The 20,715-nt window shown below is 31.5% G+C and carries 20 protein-coding genes; 4 read left to right on the forward strand and 16 right to left on the reverse strand.

What is annotated here, in order from left to right:
• Window positions 1-24: 24 nt before the first annotated feature.
• Window positions 25-381, reverse strand: coding sequence for a hypothetical protein (locus tag ACVC5O_RS03515; protein WP_452220080.1), 357 nt, complete (start codon window positions 379-381; stop codon window positions 25-27).
• Between the two features lie 67 nt (window positions 382-448).
• Between ACVC5O_RS03515 and ACVC5O_RS03520 the strand changes: the two genes are divergently transcribed.
• A complete protein-coding gene (locus tag ACVC5O_RS03520) occupies window positions 449-979 on the forward strand; it encodes a CvpA family protein (RefSeq protein WP_452220081.1) in 531 nt (176 codons plus the stop codon).
• Between the two features lie 50 nt (window positions 980-1,029).
• Here the strand turns inward: ACVC5O_RS03520 and ACVC5O_RS03525 are convergent, their stop codons facing one another.
• The 13 genes from ACVC5O_RS03525 to ACVC5O_RS03585 all read right to left on the reverse strand — a co-directional run bounded on the left by ACVC5O_RS03525 (window position 1,030) and on the right by ACVC5O_RS03585 (window position 14,808).
• Window positions 1,030-1,665 carry a carbonic anhydrase family protein gene (locus tag ACVC5O_RS03525; protein WP_452220082.1) on the reverse strand — a complete coding sequence of 212 codons (636 nt, stop codon included), beginning with the start codon at window positions 1,663-1,665 and terminating at the stop codon, window positions 1,030-1,032.
• Between the two features lie 28 nt (window positions 1,666-1,693).
• Window positions 1,694-3,556 (reverse strand): SulP family inorganic anion transporter, encoded by a 1,863-nt coding sequence (locus ACVC5O_RS03530; protein WP_452220083.1) that lies wholly within the window; start codon window positions 3,554-3,556, stop codon window positions 1,694-1,696.
• A gap of 55 nt (window positions 3,557-3,611) precedes the next feature.
• Window positions 3,612-4,373, reverse strand: coding sequence for a carbonic anhydrase family protein (locus tag ACVC5O_RS03535; protein WP_452220084.1), 762 nt, complete (start codon window positions 4,371-4,373; stop codon window positions 3,612-3,614).
• Window positions 4,374-4,385: 12 nt separating this feature from the next.
• Entirely contained in the window at window positions 4,386-5,066 is a 681-nt protein-coding gene (locus ACVC5O_RS03540) for a DUF2490 domain-containing protein (RefSeq protein WP_452220085.1), read from the reverse strand.
• Between the two features lie 86 nt (window positions 5,067-5,152).
• A complete protein-coding gene (locus ACVC5O_RS03545) occupies window positions 5,153-5,434 on the reverse strand; it encodes a hypothetical protein (RefSeq protein WP_452220086.1) in 282 nt (93 codons plus the stop codon).
• A gap of 63 nt (window positions 5,435-5,497) precedes the next feature.
• Entirely contained in the window at window positions 5,498-6,277 is a 780-nt protein-coding gene (locus tag ACVC5O_RS03550; protein WP_452220087.1) for a tetratricopeptide repeat protein, read from the reverse strand.
• Between the two features lie 3 nt (window positions 6,278-6,280).
• Window positions 6,281-8,053 (reverse strand): BatD family protein, encoded by a 1,773-nt coding sequence (locus tag ACVC5O_RS03555; RefSeq protein ID WP_452220088.1) that lies wholly within the window; start codon window positions 8,051-8,053, stop codon window positions 6,281-6,283.
• Window positions 8,054-8,059: 6 nt separating this feature from the next.
• Window positions 8,060-8,905 carry a tetratricopeptide repeat protein gene (locus ACVC5O_RS03560; RefSeq protein ID WP_452220089.1) on the reverse strand — a complete coding sequence of 282 codons (846 nt, stop codon included), beginning with the start codon at window positions 8,903-8,905 and terminating at the stop codon, window positions 8,060-8,062.
• A 68-nt stretch (window positions 8,906-8,973) separates the two neighbouring features.
• Window positions 8,974-10,017 (reverse strand): vWA domain-containing protein, encoded by a 1,044-nt coding sequence (locus ACVC5O_RS03565; protein ID WP_452220090.1) that lies wholly within the window; start codon window positions 10,015-10,017, stop codon window positions 8,974-8,976.
• Between the two features lie 58 nt (window positions 10,018-10,075).
• Window positions 10,076-11,080: a vWA domain-containing protein gene (locus tag ACVC5O_RS03570; protein ID WP_452220091.1), complete on the reverse strand. Its 1,005-nt coding sequence runs from the start codon at window positions 11,078-11,080 to the stop codon at window positions 10,076-10,078.
• Window positions 11,081-11,088: 8 nt separating this feature from the next.
• Complete coding sequence (locus tag ACVC5O_RS03575) at window positions 11,089-12,810, reverse strand: BatD family protein (protein ID WP_452220092.1); 1,722 nt, start codon at window positions 12,808-12,810, stop codon at window positions 11,089-11,091.
• A gap of 49 nt (window positions 12,811-12,859) precedes the next feature.
• Window positions 12,860-13,723, reverse strand: a complete 864-nt coding sequence (locus ACVC5O_RS03580) for a DUF58 domain-containing protein (RefSeq protein ID WP_452220093.1) — start codon at window positions 13,721-13,723, stop codon at window positions 12,860-12,862.
• Between the two features lie 83 nt (window positions 13,724-13,806).
• Complete coding sequence (locus ACVC5O_RS03585) at window positions 13,807-14,808, reverse strand: AAA family ATPase (RefSeq protein WP_452220094.1); 1,002 nt, start codon at window positions 14,806-14,808, stop codon at window positions 13,807-13,809.
• A gap of 161 nt (window positions 14,809-14,969) precedes the next feature.
• On the opposite strand from ACVC5O_RS03585, the gene ACVC5O_RS03590 reads away from it, so the two are divergent.
• The 3 genes from ACVC5O_RS03590 (at window position 14,970) to ACVC5O_RS03600 (ending at window position 17,889) form a co-directional block, all read left to right on the forward strand.
• Complete coding sequence (locus tag ACVC5O_RS03590) at window positions 14,970-15,842, forward strand: aldo/keto reductase (RefSeq protein ID WP_452220095.1); 873 nt, start codon at window positions 14,970-14,972, stop codon at window positions 15,840-15,842.
• 116 nt (window positions 15,843-15,958) lie between these two features.
• A complete protein-coding gene (locus ACVC5O_RS03595) occupies window positions 15,959-16,714 on the forward strand; it encodes an SDR family NAD(P)-dependent oxidoreductase (protein WP_452220096.1) in 756 nt (251 codons plus the stop codon).
• A gap of 41 nt (window positions 16,715-16,755) precedes the next feature.
• Window positions 16,756-17,889, forward strand: a complete 1,134-nt coding sequence (locus tag ACVC5O_RS03600; protein WP_452220097.1) for a DUF5929 domain-containing protein — start codon at window positions 16,756-16,758, stop codon at window positions 17,887-17,889.
• A 214-nt stretch (window positions 17,890-18,103) separates the two neighbouring features.
• On the opposite strand, the gene ACVC5O_RS03605 is transcribed toward ACVC5O_RS03600, so the two are convergent.
• Window positions 18,104-19,291 carry a DUF1501 domain-containing protein gene (locus tag ACVC5O_RS03605; RefSeq protein WP_452220098.1) on the reverse strand — a complete coding sequence of 396 codons (1,188 nt, stop codon included), beginning with the start codon at window positions 19,289-19,291 and terminating at the stop codon, window positions 18,104-18,106.
• 1 nt (window position 19,292) lies between these two features.
• Window positions 19,293-20,669, reverse strand: a complete 1,377-nt coding sequence (locus tag ACVC5O_RS03610; RefSeq protein WP_452220099.1) for a DUF1800 domain-containing protein — start codon at window positions 20,667-20,669, stop codon at window positions 19,293-19,295.
• Window positions 20,670-20,715 lie beyond the last annotated feature (46 nt).

Genomic DNA, 20,715 nt, shown 5'->3' on the forward strand with positions numbered 1-20,715 from the left:
AATTGGTGGCAAATTTAGTAATTTCTATTTTATATATTCTGTTTCAACAAAGTAATTTACAATGGCTTCTTTCATTAAAACGCTTTGTTCGCCTGCTTTTAAGTGCGGCAATTCTTCTTTAATTGTGTAATGCGGCCAGCCATCCTCATCTACAAATTCAAATTCATAATATCCATAAGGTGTAAGTAATTTACAAATAGCAATATGCATTAAATCTAGCTTATGGTCTTTTTTAAATTTACGGTCCAATTGTCCTAATTCCTGTACTCCAATAAGGTAGATTATAGCATCCAAATCTAAGGTGTCTCCATCTGCAAATTGATCGGACAGTTTTTGGACTACTAATTCCCAACGTTGTTTTAATTCTTGGTCTCTAGACATGTATTTGTTAAAAGTATAAAGTTTGAAAGTTGCAAAGTTAGGTTATATTTGTTGAAATTTTAATGTTATGGCTGTTATTGATATTGTTTTAGGTGCTTTACTCCTTTTTGGACTTGTTCGTGGTTTTATGAAAGGTCTTTTTGTAGAAGTTGCCTCTCTTGTTGCTTTAATTGCTGGTGTTTATGGTGCTATCCATTTTAGTTATTTTGTTGCCGACTTATTACAAACCAGAACAGATTGGGATGAAAAAACTATAAATATTACTGCTTTTGCCATTACCTTTATAATTATAATTTTAGTAATTTCTCTTGCAGGAAAGGCATTAACCAAATTAGCAGATTTTGCAGCTTTAGGCATTTTAAATAAGCTTTTAGGTGGTGTTTTTGGCGCATTAAAAATAGGTTTAATACTTAGTGTGTTACTTATAGTATTTAATAAAATGAACACCACTATTACGTTTGTGGACGAGGAGCACATAAAAGATTCTATTTTATATGAGCCTGTAAAATCTCTTGCTCCTATGATTTTTCCTGATATTATTAAGGCTGCAACACCAGAAGATTTTTTAAATGAAGAAAAACAAGAAACTGAAACATAAAAAAAGGCTGTCTCTAAAGACAACCCTTTTTTAAACTATAGTTTTATTGTTTAAAGCATTTCTACTTTTCCTGTGTGTAAATTATACACACCTCCTACAATTTTAATATCGCCAGCGTCTTCCATTTCTTTTAAAATCGGACTTTTCTCGCGAATACGCTCCATGGTTAGCTTTACGTTATTTTCTACTGTTTTAGCTACAAATGCTTTGTTAGAAGAATCTAAATTTCCATCAACCTCATCTGCGCTTTGTTTTACAGCAGGTAATATATTATCTAACATTGCAGTAATATTTCCTAGCTCTACACCATCGCAAGCAGCTTTTACAGCTCCACAAGCTTCATGACCTAACACAAAAATTAATTTACTGCCAGCTACTTTACAAGAGTATTCTAAACTTCCTAAAATATCTACATTCTCAAAATTTCCTGCTACGCGAGATACAAAAACATCTCCTATTGTTTGGTCAAATATTAGCTCTACAGGAACTCTAGAATCTATACATGAAAGCACAACTGCTTTTGGGTGTTGTCCATCTTTAGTTTGCGAAACCAGTGCTTTAGCATCAAATGTATTAAGCTCGTCTTTAACAAAACGATTGTTTCCTTCTATAAAATCTTGTAACACAGATGATGGTGTTAATTTTTCTTGAACATCTTTAGATATTGCTTTATCTCTATGTGGCATAATTTTTATTTTTTTAGTTAATAATTATTTAAATAGTGTCTTTTACATTTTCTTTAATCCATTTTGTACATTCTTTAAAATTGGAAAAAATGTGTTCTTCTGGAATAAAATCTGGAATAATATCAATACGTTCCATCATGTATCGTGGTTGTTTTAAAAGGTTTACAAACAACACATCAATGTTTTTGCTTTTTAAATCTTGTAACATGTCTTCCATGGCATATAAACCAGATTGGTCCATATATTGCATTCTCCCTAAACGCATAATTACGTACTGAGCAGTTTCTGGTATTTGTAGGGTTAAAGCTTGAAAATCACTAGTTGAACCAAAAAATAACGGTCCTTTTAAGTGTTTTATAAAAACTTCTTCTTTAAGATTTGCTGGGAAATCGCCTTCGTCTGCCCAAGCTTCTTCTTTTAAAGACTTAACGTCTGAACGCTCGGCTGTTAAATCGCCTATTTTTTTCATAAACATTAAAGACGCAATAACTAAACCAATTCCAACAGCATAAACTAAGTTCCAGAAAGTAGATAATAATAATACTATAAACATTATTAATACTTCCGAGCTTAATTTTAATGGACCAAGTTTTATATCCTTTGGTAAGCTTGGTATTGCTTTTAATCCTTTATAATCCATAACTCCAATACCAACAGTGATTAAAATACCAGCTAATACTGCAGCTGGAATTTTAGAAGCAATTGGTCCTAATCCTAAAAGAATAATAAACAATAATATACCTGCAATCATACCAGATAGTTTTGTTTTACCACCAGAAGTAATATTAACAACTGTTCTAATTGTTGCTCCTGCTCCAGGAATACCACCAAAAACGGCTGCAATACTATTACCAATTCCTTGTCCTACTAATTCTTTATTAGGCTTATGTTTGGTTTTTGTCATATTATCTGCAACTACACTAGTAAGTAGAGAATCGATAGCTCCCAATAAAGCTAATGTTAAAGCTGTAAAAATATATGGCGTAATTGCGCTTAAGGTAAAACCTGTAAATATTTCTAAGTTAGGAATTGGTAAACCGCTTGGTATTTCTTGGATTGCTCTATAGTCTAACCCAAATCCAACTGCAATACCAGACATTACCAATAAAGCGACTAAAGTACTAGGTACAGCTTTAGTAATGCGTTTAAAACCATAAATTATAAAGATGGTTCCTAACGCTAAAATAAGTTCTAACCAATTTATGTTTTGGAATGCTCTTGGAAATGCCTTTATAGCACCTAAAGCACCAGATGTTTCTTTAGCTGCAAGAGTTTGCGACTCTTTTAAAATATCTGCTTGCGAGATTTTATTAGCTCTAGAAATGGTTTCTTTAAAATCTTCTAAAACTAGAATACCTTCTCCAGCTTCATCTTTTAAAATATTTTCTAGGATTACTTCTTCTGCTACAGGTTTAAACTTATTTACAAATTCCATATCTTCTTTAGGATAATAGCCTAAAGCAGGTAAAACCTGAGTTAATAAGATTATTACACCAATTGCAGTCATAAACCCAGAAACCACAGGATAAGGTATATAACGAATGTACTTTCCTAGTCCTATTGCACCTAAACCAATTTGCATTAATCCTGCTAATAAAAACACGGTTAATATTACTGGTAAGGCTTTATCTACATCACCATCATTAGAGGCAATAATACCTGCAATAATAATCATAGAAACAGCAGTCATTGGAGCGGTTGGTCCAGAAATTTGCGTGTTAGTTCCTCCAAAAAGTGCTGCGAAGAAACTTATAAAAATGGCTCCATAGAGTCCTGCAGTTGGACCTAATCCAGAAGATACTCCAAAGGCTAATGCCAAAGGTAAGGCGACTATACCAGCAGTGATACCACCAAATGCGTCTCCTTTAATATTTGAAAATAAGTTTTTCATACTCTATAACGTTTAGGTTTTGTTTTAATTAGTAATTGTTTTTCTTTTAAAATTTTTATAGCCAATCTACTTTGCCATTATCCATATCGTAAATAGCTCCTTTAATTTTAATTTCTCCATTGTCTTCCATTTCTTTTAAAATTGGACTATTTAATCTAATTTGTGCTAAAGTATTTTTAACATTACTCTCGCATGCCATGTGAACAAATTCTTTGTTTTTTGCATTTCTTTCCCCTTCATATACAACACTTTCTACAGCAGGTCTTATTTTTTGAAGCATTGGCGTAATATTACCTAATTTTACATTATCCACTGCTGCTTTTACTGCTCCACAATGTTCATGGCCTAAAACTAATATTAGTTTAGAACCAGAAACTTTACAAGCAAATTCCATACTGCCAAGTATGTCTTCGTTTACAAAATTACCTGCAACACGAGCAACAAAAAGATCACCAATTCCTCTGTCAAAAACATCCTCTACTGGTACTCTACTATCTACACAAGATAATACAATAGCTTTTGGATATTGAGATAGTGTACTATTTCTTACTTGTTTAGAGTGATCTCTGGCAGTTAAATCATTATTCATAAATCTAGTGTTGCCTTCTTTAAGCGCATTAATTACACTATCTGGTGTTAAGGCATCTTGCTCTTCTTTTGTTAAAACCTCTTCAACTAGTCCTTTTGTAACTACATCTTCTGCAGTGTTTGACTTAGTAGTGGTGTTTGTTTCTGCTGTATTTTTAGCATTTTGATTGCAGGCCATAACGCTTACAATCATAATTACTATTCCTATATTTTTTATTAAGTTATTCATTGTTGTTATTTTTTAAAAATTCACAAATGCTATAATGTTTATTTGATCGCGTCCTGAGTTTTCAAAAAACTGGTTCATATAACCTAATTCTAATTTTAAATTATCCGAAAATTTATAGCCTAGTCCACCATAAACTCTATTTCTGTCAAAGACAGAAGATTCGGTATTTAAAAATATCTCGTTATATGCAGATAAATATAATGGGTTATTACCATCTTCTTTATATTGTAATGGAACATTAAAACTTAAAAAATAACGGAATCGCATTCTAAAGTCATCTTCAACAAAACGTTGTTCAAAACGGTAACGATGACTTAAACCTACTTTACCAATTTTTTGTTTCGATGTAAATTGTTGAAAAATTCTATGTTCGTTTACAGAAAATTTTTGATCTGAGTCTCCTATATAGTTTTCAGATAATATGTAACCATAACCTAACAATACGTTATTTTTTTGGTTATTAAAAGTGTAGCCCAATCCTGTGCGTAACAACAATTGTTCTAAATCTCCAACAGCATCATAATTTCGGTATTGTACTTCGTTATGGATATTCCATTTTTTGTTAAGTTTCTTATTACCTATATATATAAGCCAGTTCCCTAAATTACTATCTTGTGCAATAGTGGATTTTGGCATTAAAAACGCAAAAATTAATATAAAAATTGTTAGGCCTTTAAAAGCGATTTTACTCATTATAAATAATCATTTTCCTTATTGATAAGTCATCAATAATTAATTTTAATACTTTTTAATTTTGGACGCTAATCCTGTGTTTAAAATTAGGAAAGGAATTCTGGAGGTGGAAAGATTATATTTAAATGCGGTTTTGAATATTTTTTATAATAATATTCGAAATGAATTTTGTTTTCGAAAACTAAGATACCATCGCTGTCTTTGGTGTTTTCAAAATACATTAGCTCCACAGATTTATTTTCTTCCTCAGTAATACTATAAAAAACAGAAACATCTACAGTGTCATCTACTGTAAGTATTATTGATGGCGCAATAATGGTAGCCATAAATAATACAGTAAAAAAGATAGAAATGTTTTTTTTAAGCATGCGCTAAGGTTTGTTAGAATTACAAATATAGAACTAATGAAGCATATAATTGTTAAAGATATTTTAAAAATTATTCAACACTTTTATATCTGCACTTTCTATCCAACCTGTTTTGCCATCGGATAATTTAATTTTTCGCCAGTTATTTACGGAGTCTAATACATTAACTTTAGTGCCTTCGTGAAGAATAAAGGCTTCTTCGCTACGATTATTTGGTTCGTTTTTAATTTTTGTTTCTTGCGCAAAAACTATGGCAGGGTTTTTTTTATTAAATAAACTATAGCTTTTAAAAGCAAATGCTAATGTAATACATGCTAAAATTAAAGTCGTTGCACTGCCCACAAAAGCTAAGCGTTTTTTAGAGGTTTTGGACGCAAAATAATAGAGGATTATAAGTGTCACAAAGGCAAACATAAATGCTATAGCAAGCTTTGACCAACTGTCAAAAGTTAAGCGATTTGTGGTTTGATTTAAAAATTTTGATAAGCCAATTTCCGGAACAGTTTCTATTGCATCTACTGTCATGTTTTTAGCAAACACTAGGTTATTTTTAATCTCTTTATCGTTTGGTTTTAATAATAATGCTTTTTCGTAATAATAAATACTTGGCGCAATATTATTGAGTTTATAATGTGCGTTTGCTAAGTTAAAATAAACCTCTGCAGAGTGTTCGTCTGTTTCTAATATAGATTCGTATTTTTTTATGGCTTGGTCGTAATCGCCATTATTATATAAAATATTGCCTTGCTCAAAAAGGGTGTTATTTTGCGCAAAAAGAAATGTACTTATAAGCATAATTGCTAAATATAAAATACACTTAACTATGGTATGTATTACTCCCATAATTTATTTTATTTGTTTATCTATTAAGTTAATAGTTTGCGCAGATTTATCATAATCTTGCTGCATAGTTACATTTGTTATTGGTGTATATCTGGCCAATTCGCAATGTTCCATAATACCATTAAATGTATTAACAACATCTTTATCTACTTCCCTTTCTAGTAATAATACTTCTATTTTATCTTTACTTAAATCGCTAGTTTCTATATTTAGTTTTCCTTTTAAATAATTGTGTAATGCTTTTTCTAAAGCAATATAAAAGGCTTCTTTTTGACCTAAAGCGCGTTTAGCTTCTGTTAAATATTTTTTGGCTAGTTTGTCTGCTTTTCTAATTCTATTTCCTTCAAAATCGGCATCGCGTTCTTCCTTTTTTCTTCTAAAAACAACAGCTAAAGGAATGGCTATTAGAGGTAATATTAAACTGCTCCAAAAGAGTTTAGATTTAAAGAAGTATGATTTCTTTTTAGGAACGAATTTGGTTTGCGTTTTTATAAAGGCGAATTGATCGTTACTTAAAACTACCTTTTGTTTTCCGCTTGTTGAAGCTATATTCTCATCTGAAGTTATAGCGTTTACAGGTCCATTTAAAACTGTAATAGTTTGCTCTTGCGATTGGATTTCTTTATACGTTTCTGTTTTTAAATCGAAGTATGAAAATGAAATATTTGGTATTGGATATTTTCCTTTAAATTGAGGTACAATTGTATAAGTATTGGATACACGACCTTGCATACCTGCTAAATTTACACGTACATTTTCGTTATGTTCTGGTTCATAGACCTCTAATGAGCTAGATAATTTAATTTCTGGCAACTTAAATAATCTTAAGTTTCCTTTACCTGAAACTTCTACTTTTAGTTGAAGCGACTCGTTGGCATCTAATTCGTTTTTTGAAGTTGCAATATTAAAATCAAATTCTCCAACTGCTCCTGTAAAATTTTCTGGCTTACCTTCTTCTGGTAAAGATTTTACTTTAATTTTTCGGCTTCCAGCAGATATTGTTTTGTGAACAGGTTTTAAAATTCGTCCTCCAAAAATATCGCGTCTATTTGTTGGCACATCTACAGTAACATCGAGGCTTAAAGGCTCTAAAGTTAGTGTTCCTGTTTTTTGAGGATATAATACCGTTTTACGCAATACTACATAGCGATAGTCTTCGCCTTTATACTTACCGTTTTCTGTTTTTAATCCTTTAATTTCTATGTTTTGATTCCAAAAATCATTGTACGCAGGTTTGTTTACTTCTTTCCAATTACTTACTCGTGTTCTTGGTCCTACGTAAAGTTTGTAAACTACTGTAATGGCTTCGTTTAAATATGGATTTGTTTTAGAGATTTCTGCTACTAAATGTATTTTTTCTGTAGCAGCATCTTCTAAGCGACTTTGCGCGTCAGATGCTTTTACAGGTTTTGTAACCTGAATTGCGATTGGTTTTGTTGAGTAAGTTTGTCCTTCAATTTCTATAGAGGCAGATTTAATTGTAAATTTCCCTTGTTTTTGTGGTGCTAAAAAATAGCTGTATGTTTTTGAAAATGTGCGTTTTCCATAGGCATAAGAATTGCTTACAGAAGTGTTTGGACCACCAACTACAGTAAAGTTTGAAAAATCTGGAGCTTTAAAATTGTCTCCGTCTTTATTCATTTGAAAATCTATACGCAAACGCTCATTTTGACCTAATACTTGTTTACTTACTTTAGCTTCAAATTCTACTTGCGCAAAGGTTGACGTTACTGTAAACAGCAGTAAAAATAATGATATGTGTTTTACTAATTTCATTATAAATTACCAGTCTTTATCGGTTTGTAATTTTACGCCTTTTGCTTTTTGCGCATTAACTTTTTCTTGTACTTTTTGTTCTTGGTTTTCCATGTCTTCCAGCAAGTTTTTTATTTGTTGAGGCGACATTTGACCTGGTTGCGGTTTTGGTTGCTGTGGTTGTTTTTTTTCGTCTTCGCCTTGCTTACCATCTTCCTTTTTATCGTCTTTAGGCTTGCCTTCTTCATCTTTTTCGTCTTCACCTTCGTTTTTATCGTTTTCGTCTTGCTCGTCTTTGTTATCCTGATCTTCTTTTTGGTCCTCGTTCTTTTGGTCGTCTTTATTTTCTTCCTTTTTCTCTTCTTCGTCGCTATTTTCGTCTTCGTCCTTGTTGTTTTTATTCTCTTCTTCTTGCTTTTTTGCACATTCTTTTGCTATGGCAAAGTTATAGCGAGTTTCTTCGTCTTGCGGATTGTTTCTGAGTGCATTTTTATAAGCTTCTACTGCTTCTTTACACTTTTTATTTTCCATTAATATATTTCCAATATTATGGTATGCTTTGTGTTTTTCTAATTTATCTGTGGCGTTTTTTGCTGCTTGCTCGTGTCTGTATAATGCTTCTTCAAAATTACCTTTTTTAAAATAAGAATGCCCTAAATTGTAAGCTCCTGCTACTGTTGTTGGCTGCTTAGAAATGGCTTTTCTGTACTCTACTTCTGCTAAAGCAAAATCGTCTGAAGAGGCTAAATCATTTGCTTCTGCTATATAATTATTCGCTTTTTTTGTAGCCAATAGCGCTTTCTTTTCTTTATCTTCTTGAGAAAAAGAATGGCTAATGGTAAGTGATAATATTAGTAATAATAGGTATTTCATTTGGGTTTTTTGAACTCATAAATATATTAAACTACTCGTGTTTAATTAGTTAAGAGTTTATTAAAGTTTTAAAGGTTTTCGTTAAATAAATTTAATTTTTTAAGCCATGCTGTTTTTCTGTCTAACAAGAAAATATCTATTATTAAGAAGAAGATAGCAAAGGCTAAAAACCATTGAAATTGATCTTTAAAATCGGCAAATTGTTTGGCCTCAAATTCTTTTTTATCCATTGTATTTAAAATCTCTGAAATGGTCTCTACAACGTCGTTAGTGTTTTTTCCGTTTATATATGCTCCATTGGCTTCATCTGCTATAGCTTTTAAAGTGGTTTCGTCTAAACGCGTAATTACAGTTTCTCCATTTTTATCTTTTTTATGGTTTAAAAACAAACCATTTCTTTTTATTGGGATTGGACCTCCTTTTGTATCTCCAACTCCAATAGTAAAAATCCTTATGCCTTGTTCGCTAGCTTCTTGTGCAACACGAGTGGCTACTTCGCTATGGTCTTCTCCATCGGAAATTATTACGAGTACACGATTGGTTTGCTCATCGTCATCATAATACGTTTTTGCTAATTCTATAGCTTCGTTAATTGCTGTTCCTTGTGAAGACAGCATATCTGTATTCATGTTTTTTAAGAACAGTTTTGCTGCTCCATAGTCTGTGGGAATTGGTAACTGCGGAAAGGCCTTGCCTGCATAAGCAATGATACCAACACGATCGCTACCTAAATTATTAATAATTTGTGTGACTAACTGCTTAGATTTTTCTAATCGGTTTGGCGCAATGTCTTCGGCAAGCATACTTTTAGAAACATCTATTGCAAAAACAATATCTACACCTTCTCGCTTTACCGTTTCTAGTTTTGTACCTACTTTTGGATTAACTAACGCAATTGCCAAACTCCCAAAAGCTAAGCATAACACCACAACTTTTAACAGTGACTTAAAGAGTGAACGGTTAGGACTTAAACGTTTTAAAATACGTTGATTAGCAAATTTATTTTGAGTGTTTCTTTTCCATAATTGAACAATTAGAAAGAACAACAACAACGCTGGTATAACTAGCAATGCCCAAAACCATATTTTTTCTTCTAATTGAAAAAGATTCATTTTTAATTTAATTTTTTAAAAGGTTTCGACTGTGCTCAACCTTAAATTTTGTTTTTAATTATATAAAACTTCTAAAAATTGTATTGCGTAATAAAAATTCTAACAAAAGTAACAAACCTGCTAAAATGGCTAATGGCCTGTACTTTTCTTGGTAAGTTGTGTATTTTATTTCGTCTATTTCTGTTTTTTCTAGCTTGTTAATCTCGTCGTAAATTTCGGCTAACTTCTTATTGTTGGTTGCTCTAAAATACTTTCCTCCTGTAACCTCAGCAATTTCTTTTAAAAGAGTTTCGTCTATTTCTACCTGTACTCTTGCATATTGGAATGAGCCATTGGGTTTTCTGGCAACAGGAGATAATGCCATACCGTTTGTACCTAAACCTATAGTGTAGGTTTTTATACCAAATTCTACAGCCAATTCACTAGCTATACTTGGGTTTATAGACCCAGAATTATTTACTCCATCTGTAAGTAAAATAATGACTTTACTTTTTGCTTTACTGTCTTTTAATCTATTTACAGAATTTGCTAATCCCATTCCAATGGCAGTTCCACCTTCTATAACAGTATTGTATTTTATATCTTCTAAAGCTCGAAGCACAATAGATTTATCGCTTGTTATTGGTGTTTTAGTGTAGCTTTCTCCTGCATATTCTACTAAACCAATACGATCGTTTGGTCGTCCTTTTATAAATTGGGCTGCTACTTTTTTAAGAGCTTCTAGCCTATTAGGACGTAAATCTTTTGCTAACATACTTGCAGAAACATCAATTGCCATAACAATATCAATCCCTTTTGTAGTTTTTGTTTTAGTAGATACGTCTGATGTTCGTGGTCTTGCTAATGCTGTTATTAGTGCTGCTAAAGCCAATAAGCGCAATACAAATAAGCCATGTTTTAATTTTGGCAACCAAGAATTGGTAGTTTTAAATCCTTTTAAACTCGAAATTTTTAATGCTGCTGTCTGTTGCTTATTTTTTAACACATACCAAAGCACAGCCAATGGAAGTAATAATAACAACCAGAAAAACTCTTTATTTAAAAATTCTATGCCTTGAAACATTATTTTATTTATTTTCCTTTATTAGGTTTGGTTACACCTGGTAACTTTTCGACTAACTCTACGCTATCTAAAACTTTGTTTACAATCTCATTGGAATAAGTGTCATCATCGTCCCAAATTATAGTTAGCGTTTGCACTACAGTGCCTCCATAGTTATAGACTAAGCCTTTTTCAAAATCTGTACTAAAAAACAGTGTTGTGTATTGTACTTTTCTATTATTGTTTGGGTCTGACGCTGTTCCATAAATTTTTAATCCTTCGGCTTCATTAGGAGTTACAAATTTTTCTTTTTGTACAATAACGTTTTTAAAGCCTAAACTATCTATTGCACTTAGCGAAAACTCTTCAGGATTTAAATCTTTAAATTTTAAACTTAAAGGTGCTACTTTTTGATCTAATTGAATGGATAAACCTGTTTTTTCTGTATTGTATAAAAAACGAGTGGCATTTAAACTGTCTCCATGCATTTTGGAAAGTGCTTCGAACTTTTTGTCTAGCTTAATTTCTGTTCGCTTTAAAATTTCTGGAGTAGATATAATCATTGGTGGATAACCATAGCTACTCGTGTACCAATCTTTTTCTAAAAGCTGCTTTGTTTGGTGACCAATAAGTGTGTCGTTTACATGTTTAAAACCGTATTTAAGTCCAAAGCCTGAATACGTTGTAAGTAACAATAGTGCAACTGCAGCAATGGTTAACTTTACTTTTCTGCTTTTCTTTTTGCGTTCTTGCTCTTCTTTATAGTTTTTATCTAACAGTTTCTCTTCTTCTGTTGGTTCTGGTAAAGCTTGTTTTACTTGGTCTATTTCTAAATCTATAGTTTTTCTGTCTAATTTAGCTAATTCCACATCTGGAGCAGACTTGGCAAATTTTACTAAATCGGCACGTTTTAGAATGCTTTCTATTTTATTTATGTCGTCTTTGTTAATGTCAATCAGGTTGCCTTCGGACAAAAGATTAAGCCTAGTAATTAGCTCGTCTGTTGTGCTTTCTAAGGCACGATCGTAAACCTTTTCGTCTAGATATTTTCTAATAATAAAGGTTAATTCTGAGTAGTAATCTTTTAAGGCTTCATTTTCTAAGTAGTTGCTTTCGTCTAATTTTTGAAGCGCTAATTTTGCACGATCGTAAGGTGGTAAAAGGGCTATTTGTTGTTCTTCTGTTAGTGGTTTTTTACGCCAAATAAACCAATACAATACAAATGCCATAACGGCTAGTGCAGTGAGCATTCCTAATATTAGCCAAAAACGGTTGCTATAACTTTTGTTAACTTTTATTATTGGTTTTATGTCGTACAAACCTTGCTTAGTAGTGTCCACTACTATATTTTGAACTTCTACGTTTATTGAGTCTGAAGCCAAAACTCTACCTCCAATTATTATTTTTTGTTTTGGAATGGTATAGCTTCCTGAATCAAATTGAGTTAAGCCATATTTTTTTATAAGCTTATATTTTGCATCTTTTTTAGTCGTGTCTATTTTATAAGACTCTATCATTTCTAAAGGCAAAAATGTTTGTCCTTCAGGAAAAATAACAAGATTAGTGGTATCTGTTTCTACCTGAATTTGATAGGTAATTTGGGATCCTATTTTTATTGAAGTAGAATCTACAGTTGTTGATATGTCTTGTGCAAATGAAACCTTAGAAAACAGAATTAAAAACACAAACAATACAAAATGCCTTGTTTGCTTTATTATAAAATTTGTGTTTTTTATTTCTTTGTTTTTCATATTAAAAATTGGTCTCAACTGCGCTCGACCAGACACTGTTTTTTTATTATTATCGTCTTTTAAAATAGCCTAAAAGCTTTTTTACATAACTCTCATCTACTCTACAATCTATGGTTCCTGCACCAGATTTTGTAAAGGTGTTTTTAAAATACTCCACCTTATCGTTATAAAATTTACTGTAGTTGTGACGCACTTTTTTAGACATTGTATTTACTAACATTAACTCTCCTGTTTCTTCGTCTTGCATTTGTACCATACCAATGTTTGGCATGTGTTCTTCGTGCTTATCGTACACTCTAATGCCTGTAATATCGTGCTTGCTTGCTGCTATTTTAAGTGTTTGTTTATAATCGTCTGCAATAAAATCTGAAAGCACAAAAACAATAGCTTTCTTTTTCATTACGTTGGATAGAAACTTAAAAGCTTCAGCTATATTGGTGTTTTTACTTTTGGGTTTAAATTCTATTAATTCTCTAATAATTCTTAAAACATGAGAACGTCCTTTTTTTGGAGGAATGTACAATTCTACTTCATCAGAAAATAAAATTAATCCTATTTTATCGTTATTCTGCGTTGCCGAAAAAGCTAAAGTTGCTGCAATTTCGGTAACAATTTCATTTTTAAATTGCTCTTCGGTTCCAAATAATTCTGAGCCCGAAATATCCACCATCAACATCATTGTGAGTTCGCGTTCTTCTTCAAAAACTTTTATATATGGCTCGTTGTAACGTGCTGTGACGTTCCAATCTATATTACGAACATCGTCGCCATATTGGTATTGCCTAACCTCACTAAAAGTCATACCACGACCTTTAAAGGTCGAGTGGTATTCGCCTCCAAATATATGATCAGACAAACGACGCGTCTTAATCTCTATTTTTCGTACTTTTTTTAGTAATTCTTTGGTATCCATTTTTTGATTTACGATTGTAGATTTTTGATTTACGATATTAATACACAAGAAAATCGTAAATTGTAATTCGTCATTCTAAAATCCTATGGTACTTCAATTTCGTTTACAATCTTGTTAATAATATCTTCTGATGTGATGTTTTCGGCCTCAGCTTCGTAAGTAATTCCAATTCTGTGACGTAAAACATCGTGTACAATTGCTCGTACATCTTCTGGTATTACATAACCTCTTCGCTTTATAAACGCATAGCATTTTGCAGCTGTTGCTAAATTAATACTTCCACGAGGTGACGCTCCAAAAGAGATTAGTGGTTGTAAATCTGCTAGTTTATATTTTTCTGGATAACGTGTTGCGAAAATAATATCGAGTATATATTTTTCGATTTTCTCGTCCATATACACTTCTCTAACTGCGTCTTGTGCTCTTTTTATTTGCTCAACAGAAACAACAGGATTTACTGTATCCCAAGCGCCTTTAAGATTTGCTCTCATTATTAATTGCTCTTCGGCAATTTTTGGATAATCAATAACTGTTTTTAACATAAAACGATCGACTTGAGCTTCTGGTAATGGGTAAGTTCCTTCCTGTTCTACAGGGTTTTGCGTTGCCATTACTAAAAAGGGGTTGTCTAGCCTAAAGGTTTCGTCTCCAATAGTGACTTGCTTTTCCTGCATGGCTTCTAATAAAGCCGACTGCACTTTTGCTGGTGCTCTGTTAATCTCATCTGCCAATACAAAATTTGCGAAAATTGGACCTTTTTTAATTTTAAAGTCGTTTTCCTTCATATTATAAATCAACGTTCCTGTAACATCTGCAGGTAATAAGTCTGGCGTAAATTGGATTCTGCTAAAACTACCAGATACTGCTTGAGATAGCGTGTTAATAGCTAATGTTTTTGCTAATCCAGGAACTCCTTCTAATAAAATATGACCTTGACCCAATAACCCAATAAGTAAGCGCTCTACCATGTGTTTTTGACCAACAATTACCTTATTCATTTCAAAGGTTAGTAAATCTACAAAAGCACTTTCTTTTTCAATTTTCTCGTTAATCGACTTAATATCAATTGTACCAGTATCTTCCATTATATCTTAAATTTTAAATAACTTTTTATGTTATTCTAATTAGGATGTGCAAATTGTTAATTTTTTTAATGTAATCCTGTTAATAATTGGTTAAAAGTTGAAGTAAACAAACCAGTTAAGCTAGTATTACTTTAGTATTTTTAAGTTTTAAAAATATAAAAATGCACAATAGCACTTATTCTAAAATAATATCTGGAGTTATGACTTGGGGAAGTTGGGGAAAGCAACTCTCTAAAAATGAAATGATTACACTCATAAACCATTGCATAAACGAAGGAGTAACCACGTTTGATCATGCAGATATTTATGGCGCTTACACTACAGAGGCTGAGTTTGGTAACGCTTTCGCGGAAAGCAGCCTGAAACGTGAGCAGATAGAACTTATAAGCAAATGCGGAATTCAATACGTATGTGAAAACCGAAACAATAGTATTAAACACTATAATTATAGTAAAGAGTATATTATTTGGTCTGTTGAAGAATCTCTGAAACATCTTAAAACAGACTATTTAGATTTGTTATTGCTACATAGACCAAGCCCTTTAATGCAACCTCATGAAATTGCAGATGCTGTTACTAAACTTCAAACACAAGGTAAAATAAAAGCGTTTGGAGTTTCTAATTTTACAGCGTCGCAGTTGGAGTTAATCTCTAAATTTATTCCTGTTTCAGTAAATCAAATAGAGTTTTCTTTAACACAACACCAAGCAATGCATGATGGCACGTTGGATGCTATGATGACTAATGTTATACAACCAATGGCATGGTCGCCTTTAGGTAGCGTGTTTAAGTTAGATAATGAGCAAACCAGACGCATCCATAAACAACTTGGTGGCTTAATGGATAAGTACAATGCTACAGAAGATCAACTCTTATTAGCGTGGCTGTTAAAACATCCTGCTAAAATTAAACCAGTAATTGGTACCACAAATGCAACAAGAATAGCAAACGCAGTTAAAGCTTTAGATATAACTTTAGATTTAGAAGATTGGTTTAAAATATTAGTGGCTTGCCAAGGTCATAAAGTACCTTAATAGTGAATAGTGAAAAGTGAAAAGTGAAAAGTGAAAAGTGAAAAGTGAAAATAAAATATGCAAAAGCAAATAGCAGTACTTTAAAAATTTATTTTCTCACTTAAAAGATATATTAGATGACAAATAAAACAGCTTTAATTACAGGAGCAACAAGTGGTATTGGAAGAGCAACTGCTAATGAGTTTGCAAAACATGGTATTAAACTCATTCTCTGTGGTAGGCGACAAGAACGTTTAAATACTATTAAAAAAGAATTGAGTAAACACACTCAAGTTGAGACTTTAAATTTTGATGTTAGACAAAAAGAGAATGTATTTAAAGCAATAGCGTCCTTGCCTAAAAATTTTAAAAATATTGATATTTTAATAAATAATGCTGGTAATGCACATGGTTTAGATCCAATACAAACAGGGAACATGGACGATTGGGATGCAATATTAGACATAAATGTTAAGGGATTATTGTATGTAAGTAAAGCTATAATTCCGCAAATGACGGAAAAACAATCTGGACACATCATTAATATAGGGTCTTCGGCTGGGAAAGAAGTGTACCCAAAAGGAAATATATATTGCGCGAGTAAACATGCTGTTTTAGCTTTAACAGAAGGTATGCGTATCGACCTCAACCCTTTTGGTATTAAAGTGAGTGCTGTAAATCCTGGTTTAGTAGAGACCGAATTTTCTCAAGTTCGATTTAAAGGCGATCCTATTGCAGATAAAGCGTATAAAGGCTATAAAGCATTACAGCCAGAGGATGTTGCAGAGGTTATTTACTTTGCCATCTCAAGACCAAAACATGTAAATATTGCAGATGTTTTAATGTTCTGTACTGCACAAGCGAGTAGTACTATTGTTAAAAAGGAAATTTAAACTACACCTAAAATGAATTATGCCTTCGCAGGAATACAACTATGATTAATAAACGTCTTTTAATTAAAAACTTATTAGCTCACAACGATGAGAACAGTTTTTATGACAAAAAACGAAAGATTGATATTAGCCATAAAGAAGGAAAGGCTAAATTTTTAAAGCACGTTTGTGCACTATCCAATAGCAATCCTAAAAATAATTCCTATATAGTAATTGGTGTAGAAGATGAGGACAACAAAATTATTGGTGTCGATTTTTTTGACGATTCTAAAATTCAAAACCTTATAAATGCGTATCTCACCAATCCACCAATTGTGCAATACGAGAACATTCCGTTTCCGCATTTGCAAGACGACAAAGTGGTTGGTTTAGTGACTATACGTGCCATAGACGGTTTAACCTCTCTAAGAAAAAATATTTGGAAATATTATGGAGGTGCAGTGTTTTTTAGAGATGGTAGTATAAGTATGCCTAAAAATTTTAAAAGTGAAATTAAAGATGTGAATTCTAAAATTGTTGAAGCCATTGAGAGTCATTCCCACAATAATATTGAGCACACGCTCGATGGTGTTTTCGATTTCATGAATAATCGCAAAGACTATAACCCACAATACAAAGTATTTAAGGAATATTTTGTGGTATGTTGGTCTGGACAAAAAAAAGTGGTTAAAAACGAGGTGTTTTTTTCGCGTGTGGATATAGAACTTATTAATGAGCAGGTACGCTTATTTTATTCTAATTTAGATGAAGTATCCATTTCATATACTACTGAAGAATTTAAGATTATTGAATATGTTAATTTAGGATTACAAAACAGTTTTAAATATTATCCTTTAGAGGAAACTATTATTTATTTTAATGACAATGCAACGTATATTATAGAAACCAATTTGCTATTTGAGCCTCCTCAATTTGACAAGAAAATATTGCATCATATTTTTAATAATAATAACGTGCTTTTAGAAAAACTAAAAAAAAATATTGCACTCTCTGATACTGAACTTTTAGATTTAAGAAATCTACCTGTAACCTATTTAATTTGTTACCTCAATGGGTTTGAGCATGCACTAAGTAAGTTAGAAAACGCTAAACCGTATTTAAAATCATTGAGTAGTGAAATTTATAAATTATACAAAGACGCTATGCGTATTTTACGAAAAGTTAAATACAGTTAATGTTTTAATTACTAATTATACATTATTTAGTACCAACCATACAATTAGACTATTAAGATTGCTTTTTATTTGTGATATTCGTAATGCTATTAATCAATCCATTGCCTTGTTTCTTCCAATATATTTTGGCACTGAAACAAGGATACATTAAAAAACCGCTTTTTGTAAAAAAAGCGGTTTTTTTATTGTTAGATACATCCTAAAATGTAAAGCTTTAAATAAAATCTAAAGTTTTGAAATTTTTATCTAAAATCTTTTCATCATTTACATTTAGCCATTTCTTTAATACTGTAGCATAAATCGTTCTAAAATCTATTTCATATTTTAAATCTCCATTGTTATCTAAATTATTAAGTGATGGTAAGTTATTATAAAACCCTTGTTTTTTTAATTTATTTCCTACAATAAACACTTGGTTTGCTGTGCCGTGATCAGTACCATTACTATGATTTTGTTTAACACGTCTTCCAAATTCAGAAAATGTTAATATTAAAGTATCATTAAACGTATTGTTACGTTTTAAATCTTGCACAAATGCTTTTATACTGTCGGCATAGTTTGCTAGTAAGCGTTCTTGTGTGTTTAATTGAGAAGCGTGTGTGTCGAAGCCTGATAAAGTGGTATATATTACTTTAGTCTCTAATCTAGAGTTTATAAACTGAGCAGCAGTTCTTAATTGATTTGCTAAGGTGTTTTTAGGATAATTATCTGAAGCTTTTATGGTATTCGATGTTTCATAAATATATTTTGCCGAAGAATTGGCATCAATCATCGTTTGGTACAAATACCCTAAATTATGTTCATTTAAATGTTGACTGGTTTGATAAGACAAAATAGTTTTAAAATCTGACTCTTGAAGTGAACGATATAGCTGTTCTGCATTTTTGGTTGCAATCCCATTTTTTATTTCTCCTCTTAAAGCTAAGGTTAAATTATCATCGATTTGAATTGCAGAATGAGCTTTACTTCCATAGTTATCAATATACCTTCCTATCCAACCAGAATTAACATGTTTATCTAAACTAGCAGTATGCCAAATATCCCTAGATCTAAAATGAGAACGACTTGGATTTGGATAACCTACATTATTAATAATTGCTAATTCTCCACTATCATATAATCCTTTTAGAGGCAATAAGCTTTTATGAAAACCTACTTCATCATTAATTTTTATTAACTTATTTTTTTTTAAAGCTATTTTTGGACGTAAGTTGTAATATATATCATTATTGTATGGAACAATAGTGTTTAACCCATCATTGCCTCCATTAAGATGTATAATAACTAATCGCTTATACCCTAAATTAGAAATTTCAACGTCTTCAAATGCTCGTAAAAAGCTAGGCACAAATGCTAAGCTACTTGCTAAAACTGTATTTTTTACAAATTCTCTTCTTTTCATATTAACACATTTGATATTCTGGTAAAGACATTAATTTAACTAGATTTTTTTTCTTTGGTCGTCTCCCAAAAGTTGAAATATAGCGTTCTATACCTGGATTAATTTCGCATAATATAAGAGTGTCTTTAAGCTCATTTAAAGTCACTTTTTTTACATTTTTTCTGTAGGCTCGCCAGTTAATACTAACATCCAATTTTTCTTGAAATTTGTTTTTTACAGATACTATTCTAACATTTTTAGCTTTTAAACTACCTCTTGTTTGAAAGGTATAGGTTTCTTTCTCCAAAATCATAGAAGGTAATTTAATTCTTATCATTAAACTATTTGTAGTTATCCAGCTTTTTCCACCTTCCCAACCAGCAACATTAGGAGGATCTAATAAAATTTGATCTAATAATGTTTGCACTCTAAATAATTCCTTATCATTTCTAAATCGGATAGGAACTATCTTATTTATTCCTATTAACAAATCTATAGGTGATTTTATTTTAGTACCAATATTGTTGCTCTCGTAAAACCAAGTTGAAGAGAATACATGTCGCATTAAGTTTTCAATATTATAATCTTTAAAAAAAACATTCGTCATTTCTTCTAAATGCTTAGAATTAACATTTTTATTTACAAAATACTCATAAATTTTTCTGCAAATATGATTGGCACATTGCTTTTGACTTAAAATAATATCTATAATTTTATCTCCATCAAAATCTCCTTTTTCTCCTAAAAAAGTTTTCTCGCCAAAATCGTGTGCGCCTTTGTTAAACACAAAACCACCATTATGGTTATGTTTATATCCCGTAAATGATCTCGCACATTCTTTAATATCTTTTTCGGTATAGTTACCTTCTCCTAAAGTGAAAAGCTCTAAAAGTTCTCTACTAAAATTTTCATTTGGACTTTGTTTTTTGTTTTGATTTAAATTTAAATATTTAATCATTGAAGCTTGTTTAGTAACTTCTTTTGTTAAAACCCTAAAATCGCCAAGCGCATATTTTCTTAAAGTATTATTGTAATTGCTTATATATGCTGTTACTTTGTCTCTAACCACAAAATGATTAGCCCAAAATAAAGTCATACGCTCTCTCAAATCAGAATTTGTTGTATTTAATCTTTCAAACCATTTTAAACTATACTTATTAGTGGTTTCTCTATTTAATTTATTGTAAGCAATTCTTCGATCCTTATTATCTTTAAGATAGTTGTAAGTGTAAATATTAAATGGAGATAAGTCTATGGTTAAAGGTTCTATGTTTTTAGAATTCAAAAATAATTCATCAATTATTTGATCTTTACTTTTTAATGAGTGTTGTTTAACCTCCTTTGGGTTTAACCCAAAACCTGCTCTCCAGTATAAATGCTGAATATGTTTTGTCGTCATTTTTTGATTTGTCTGTTTAATTCTAAATTACAAAAATCTTTCCAAA

It is taken from the genome of Lacinutrix salivirga, from assembly GCF_053604675.1.

Bases quoted from the DNA above. Each gene is read 5' to 3' on its own strand.
- ACVC5O_RS03520 (WP_452220081.1), top strand. From the start codon at position 449: ATGGCTGTTATTGATATTGTTTTAGGTGCTTTACTCCTTTTTGGACTT.
- ACVC5O_RS03545 (WP_452220086.1), bottom strand. From the start codon at position 5,434: ATGCTTAAAAAAAACATTTCTATCTTTTTTACTGTATTATTTATGGCT.
- ACVC5O_RS03600 (WP_452220097.1), top strand. From the start codon at position 16,756: ATGATTAATAAACGTCTTTTAATTAAAAACTTATTAGCTCACAACGAT.
- ACVC5O_RS03595 (WP_452220096.1), top strand. From the start codon at position 15,959: ATGACAAATAAAACAGCTTTAATTACAGGAGCAACAAGTGGTATTGGA.
- ACVC5O_RS03530 (WP_452220083.1), bottom strand. From the start codon at position 3,556: ATGAAAAACTTATTTTCAAATATTAAAGGAGACGCATTTGGTGGTATC.
- ACVC5O_RS03555 (WP_452220088.1), bottom strand. From the start codon at position 8,053: ATGAAATTAGTAAAACACATATCATTATTTTTACTGCTGTTTACAGTA.
- ACVC5O_RS03535 (WP_452220084.1), bottom strand. From the start codon at position 4,373: ATGAATAACTTAATAAAAAATATAGGAATAGTAATTATGATTGTAAGC.
- ACVC5O_RS03575 (WP_452220092.1), bottom strand. From the start codon at position 12,810: ATGAAAAACAAAGAAATAAAAAACACAAATTTTATAATAAAGCAAACA.
- ACVC5O_RS03585 (WP_452220094.1), bottom strand. From the start codon at position 14,808: ATGGAAGATACTGGTACAATTGATATTAAGTCGATTAACGAGAAAATT.
- ACVC5O_RS03590 (WP_452220095.1), top strand. From the start codon at position 14,970: ATGCACAATAGCACTTATTCTAAAATAATATCTGGAGTTATGACTTGG.
- ACVC5O_RS03580 (WP_452220093.1), bottom strand. From the start codon at position 13,723: ATGGATACCAAAGAATTACTAAAAAAAGTACGAAAAATAGAGATTAAG.
- ACVC5O_RS03605 (WP_452220098.1), bottom strand. From the start codon at position 19,291: ATGAAAAGAAGAGAATTTGTAAAAAATACAGTTTTAGCAAGTAGCTTA.
- ACVC5O_RS03610 (WP_452220099.1), bottom strand. From the start codon at position 20,669: ATGACGACAAAACATATTCAGCATTTATACTGGAGAGCAGGTTTTGGG.
- ACVC5O_RS03570 (WP_452220091.1), bottom strand. From the start codon at position 11,080: ATGTTTCAAGGCATAGAATTTTTAAATAAAGAGTTTTTCTGGTTGTTA.
- ACVC5O_RS03525 (WP_452220082.1), bottom strand. From the start codon at position 1,665: ATGCCACATAGAGATAAAGCAATATCTAAAGATGTTCAAGAAAAATTA.
- ACVC5O_RS03550 (WP_452220087.1), bottom strand. From the start codon at position 6,277: ATGGGAGTAATACATACCATAGTTAAGTGTATTTTATATTTAGCAATT.
- ACVC5O_RS03565 (WP_452220090.1), bottom strand. From the start codon at position 10,017: ATGAATCTTTTTCAATTAGAAGAAAAAATATGGTTTTGGGCATTGCTA.
- ACVC5O_RS03515 (WP_452220080.1), bottom strand. From the start codon at position 381: ATGTCTAGAGACCAAGAATTAAAACAACGTTGGGAATTAGTAGTCCAA.
- ACVC5O_RS03560 (WP_452220089.1), bottom strand. From the start codon at position 8,905: ATGAAATACCTATTATTACTAATATTATCACTTACCATTAGCCATTCT.
- ACVC5O_RS03540 (WP_452220085.1), bottom strand. From the start codon at position 5,066: ATGAGTAAAATCGCTTTTAAAGGCCTAACAATTTTTATATTAATTTTT.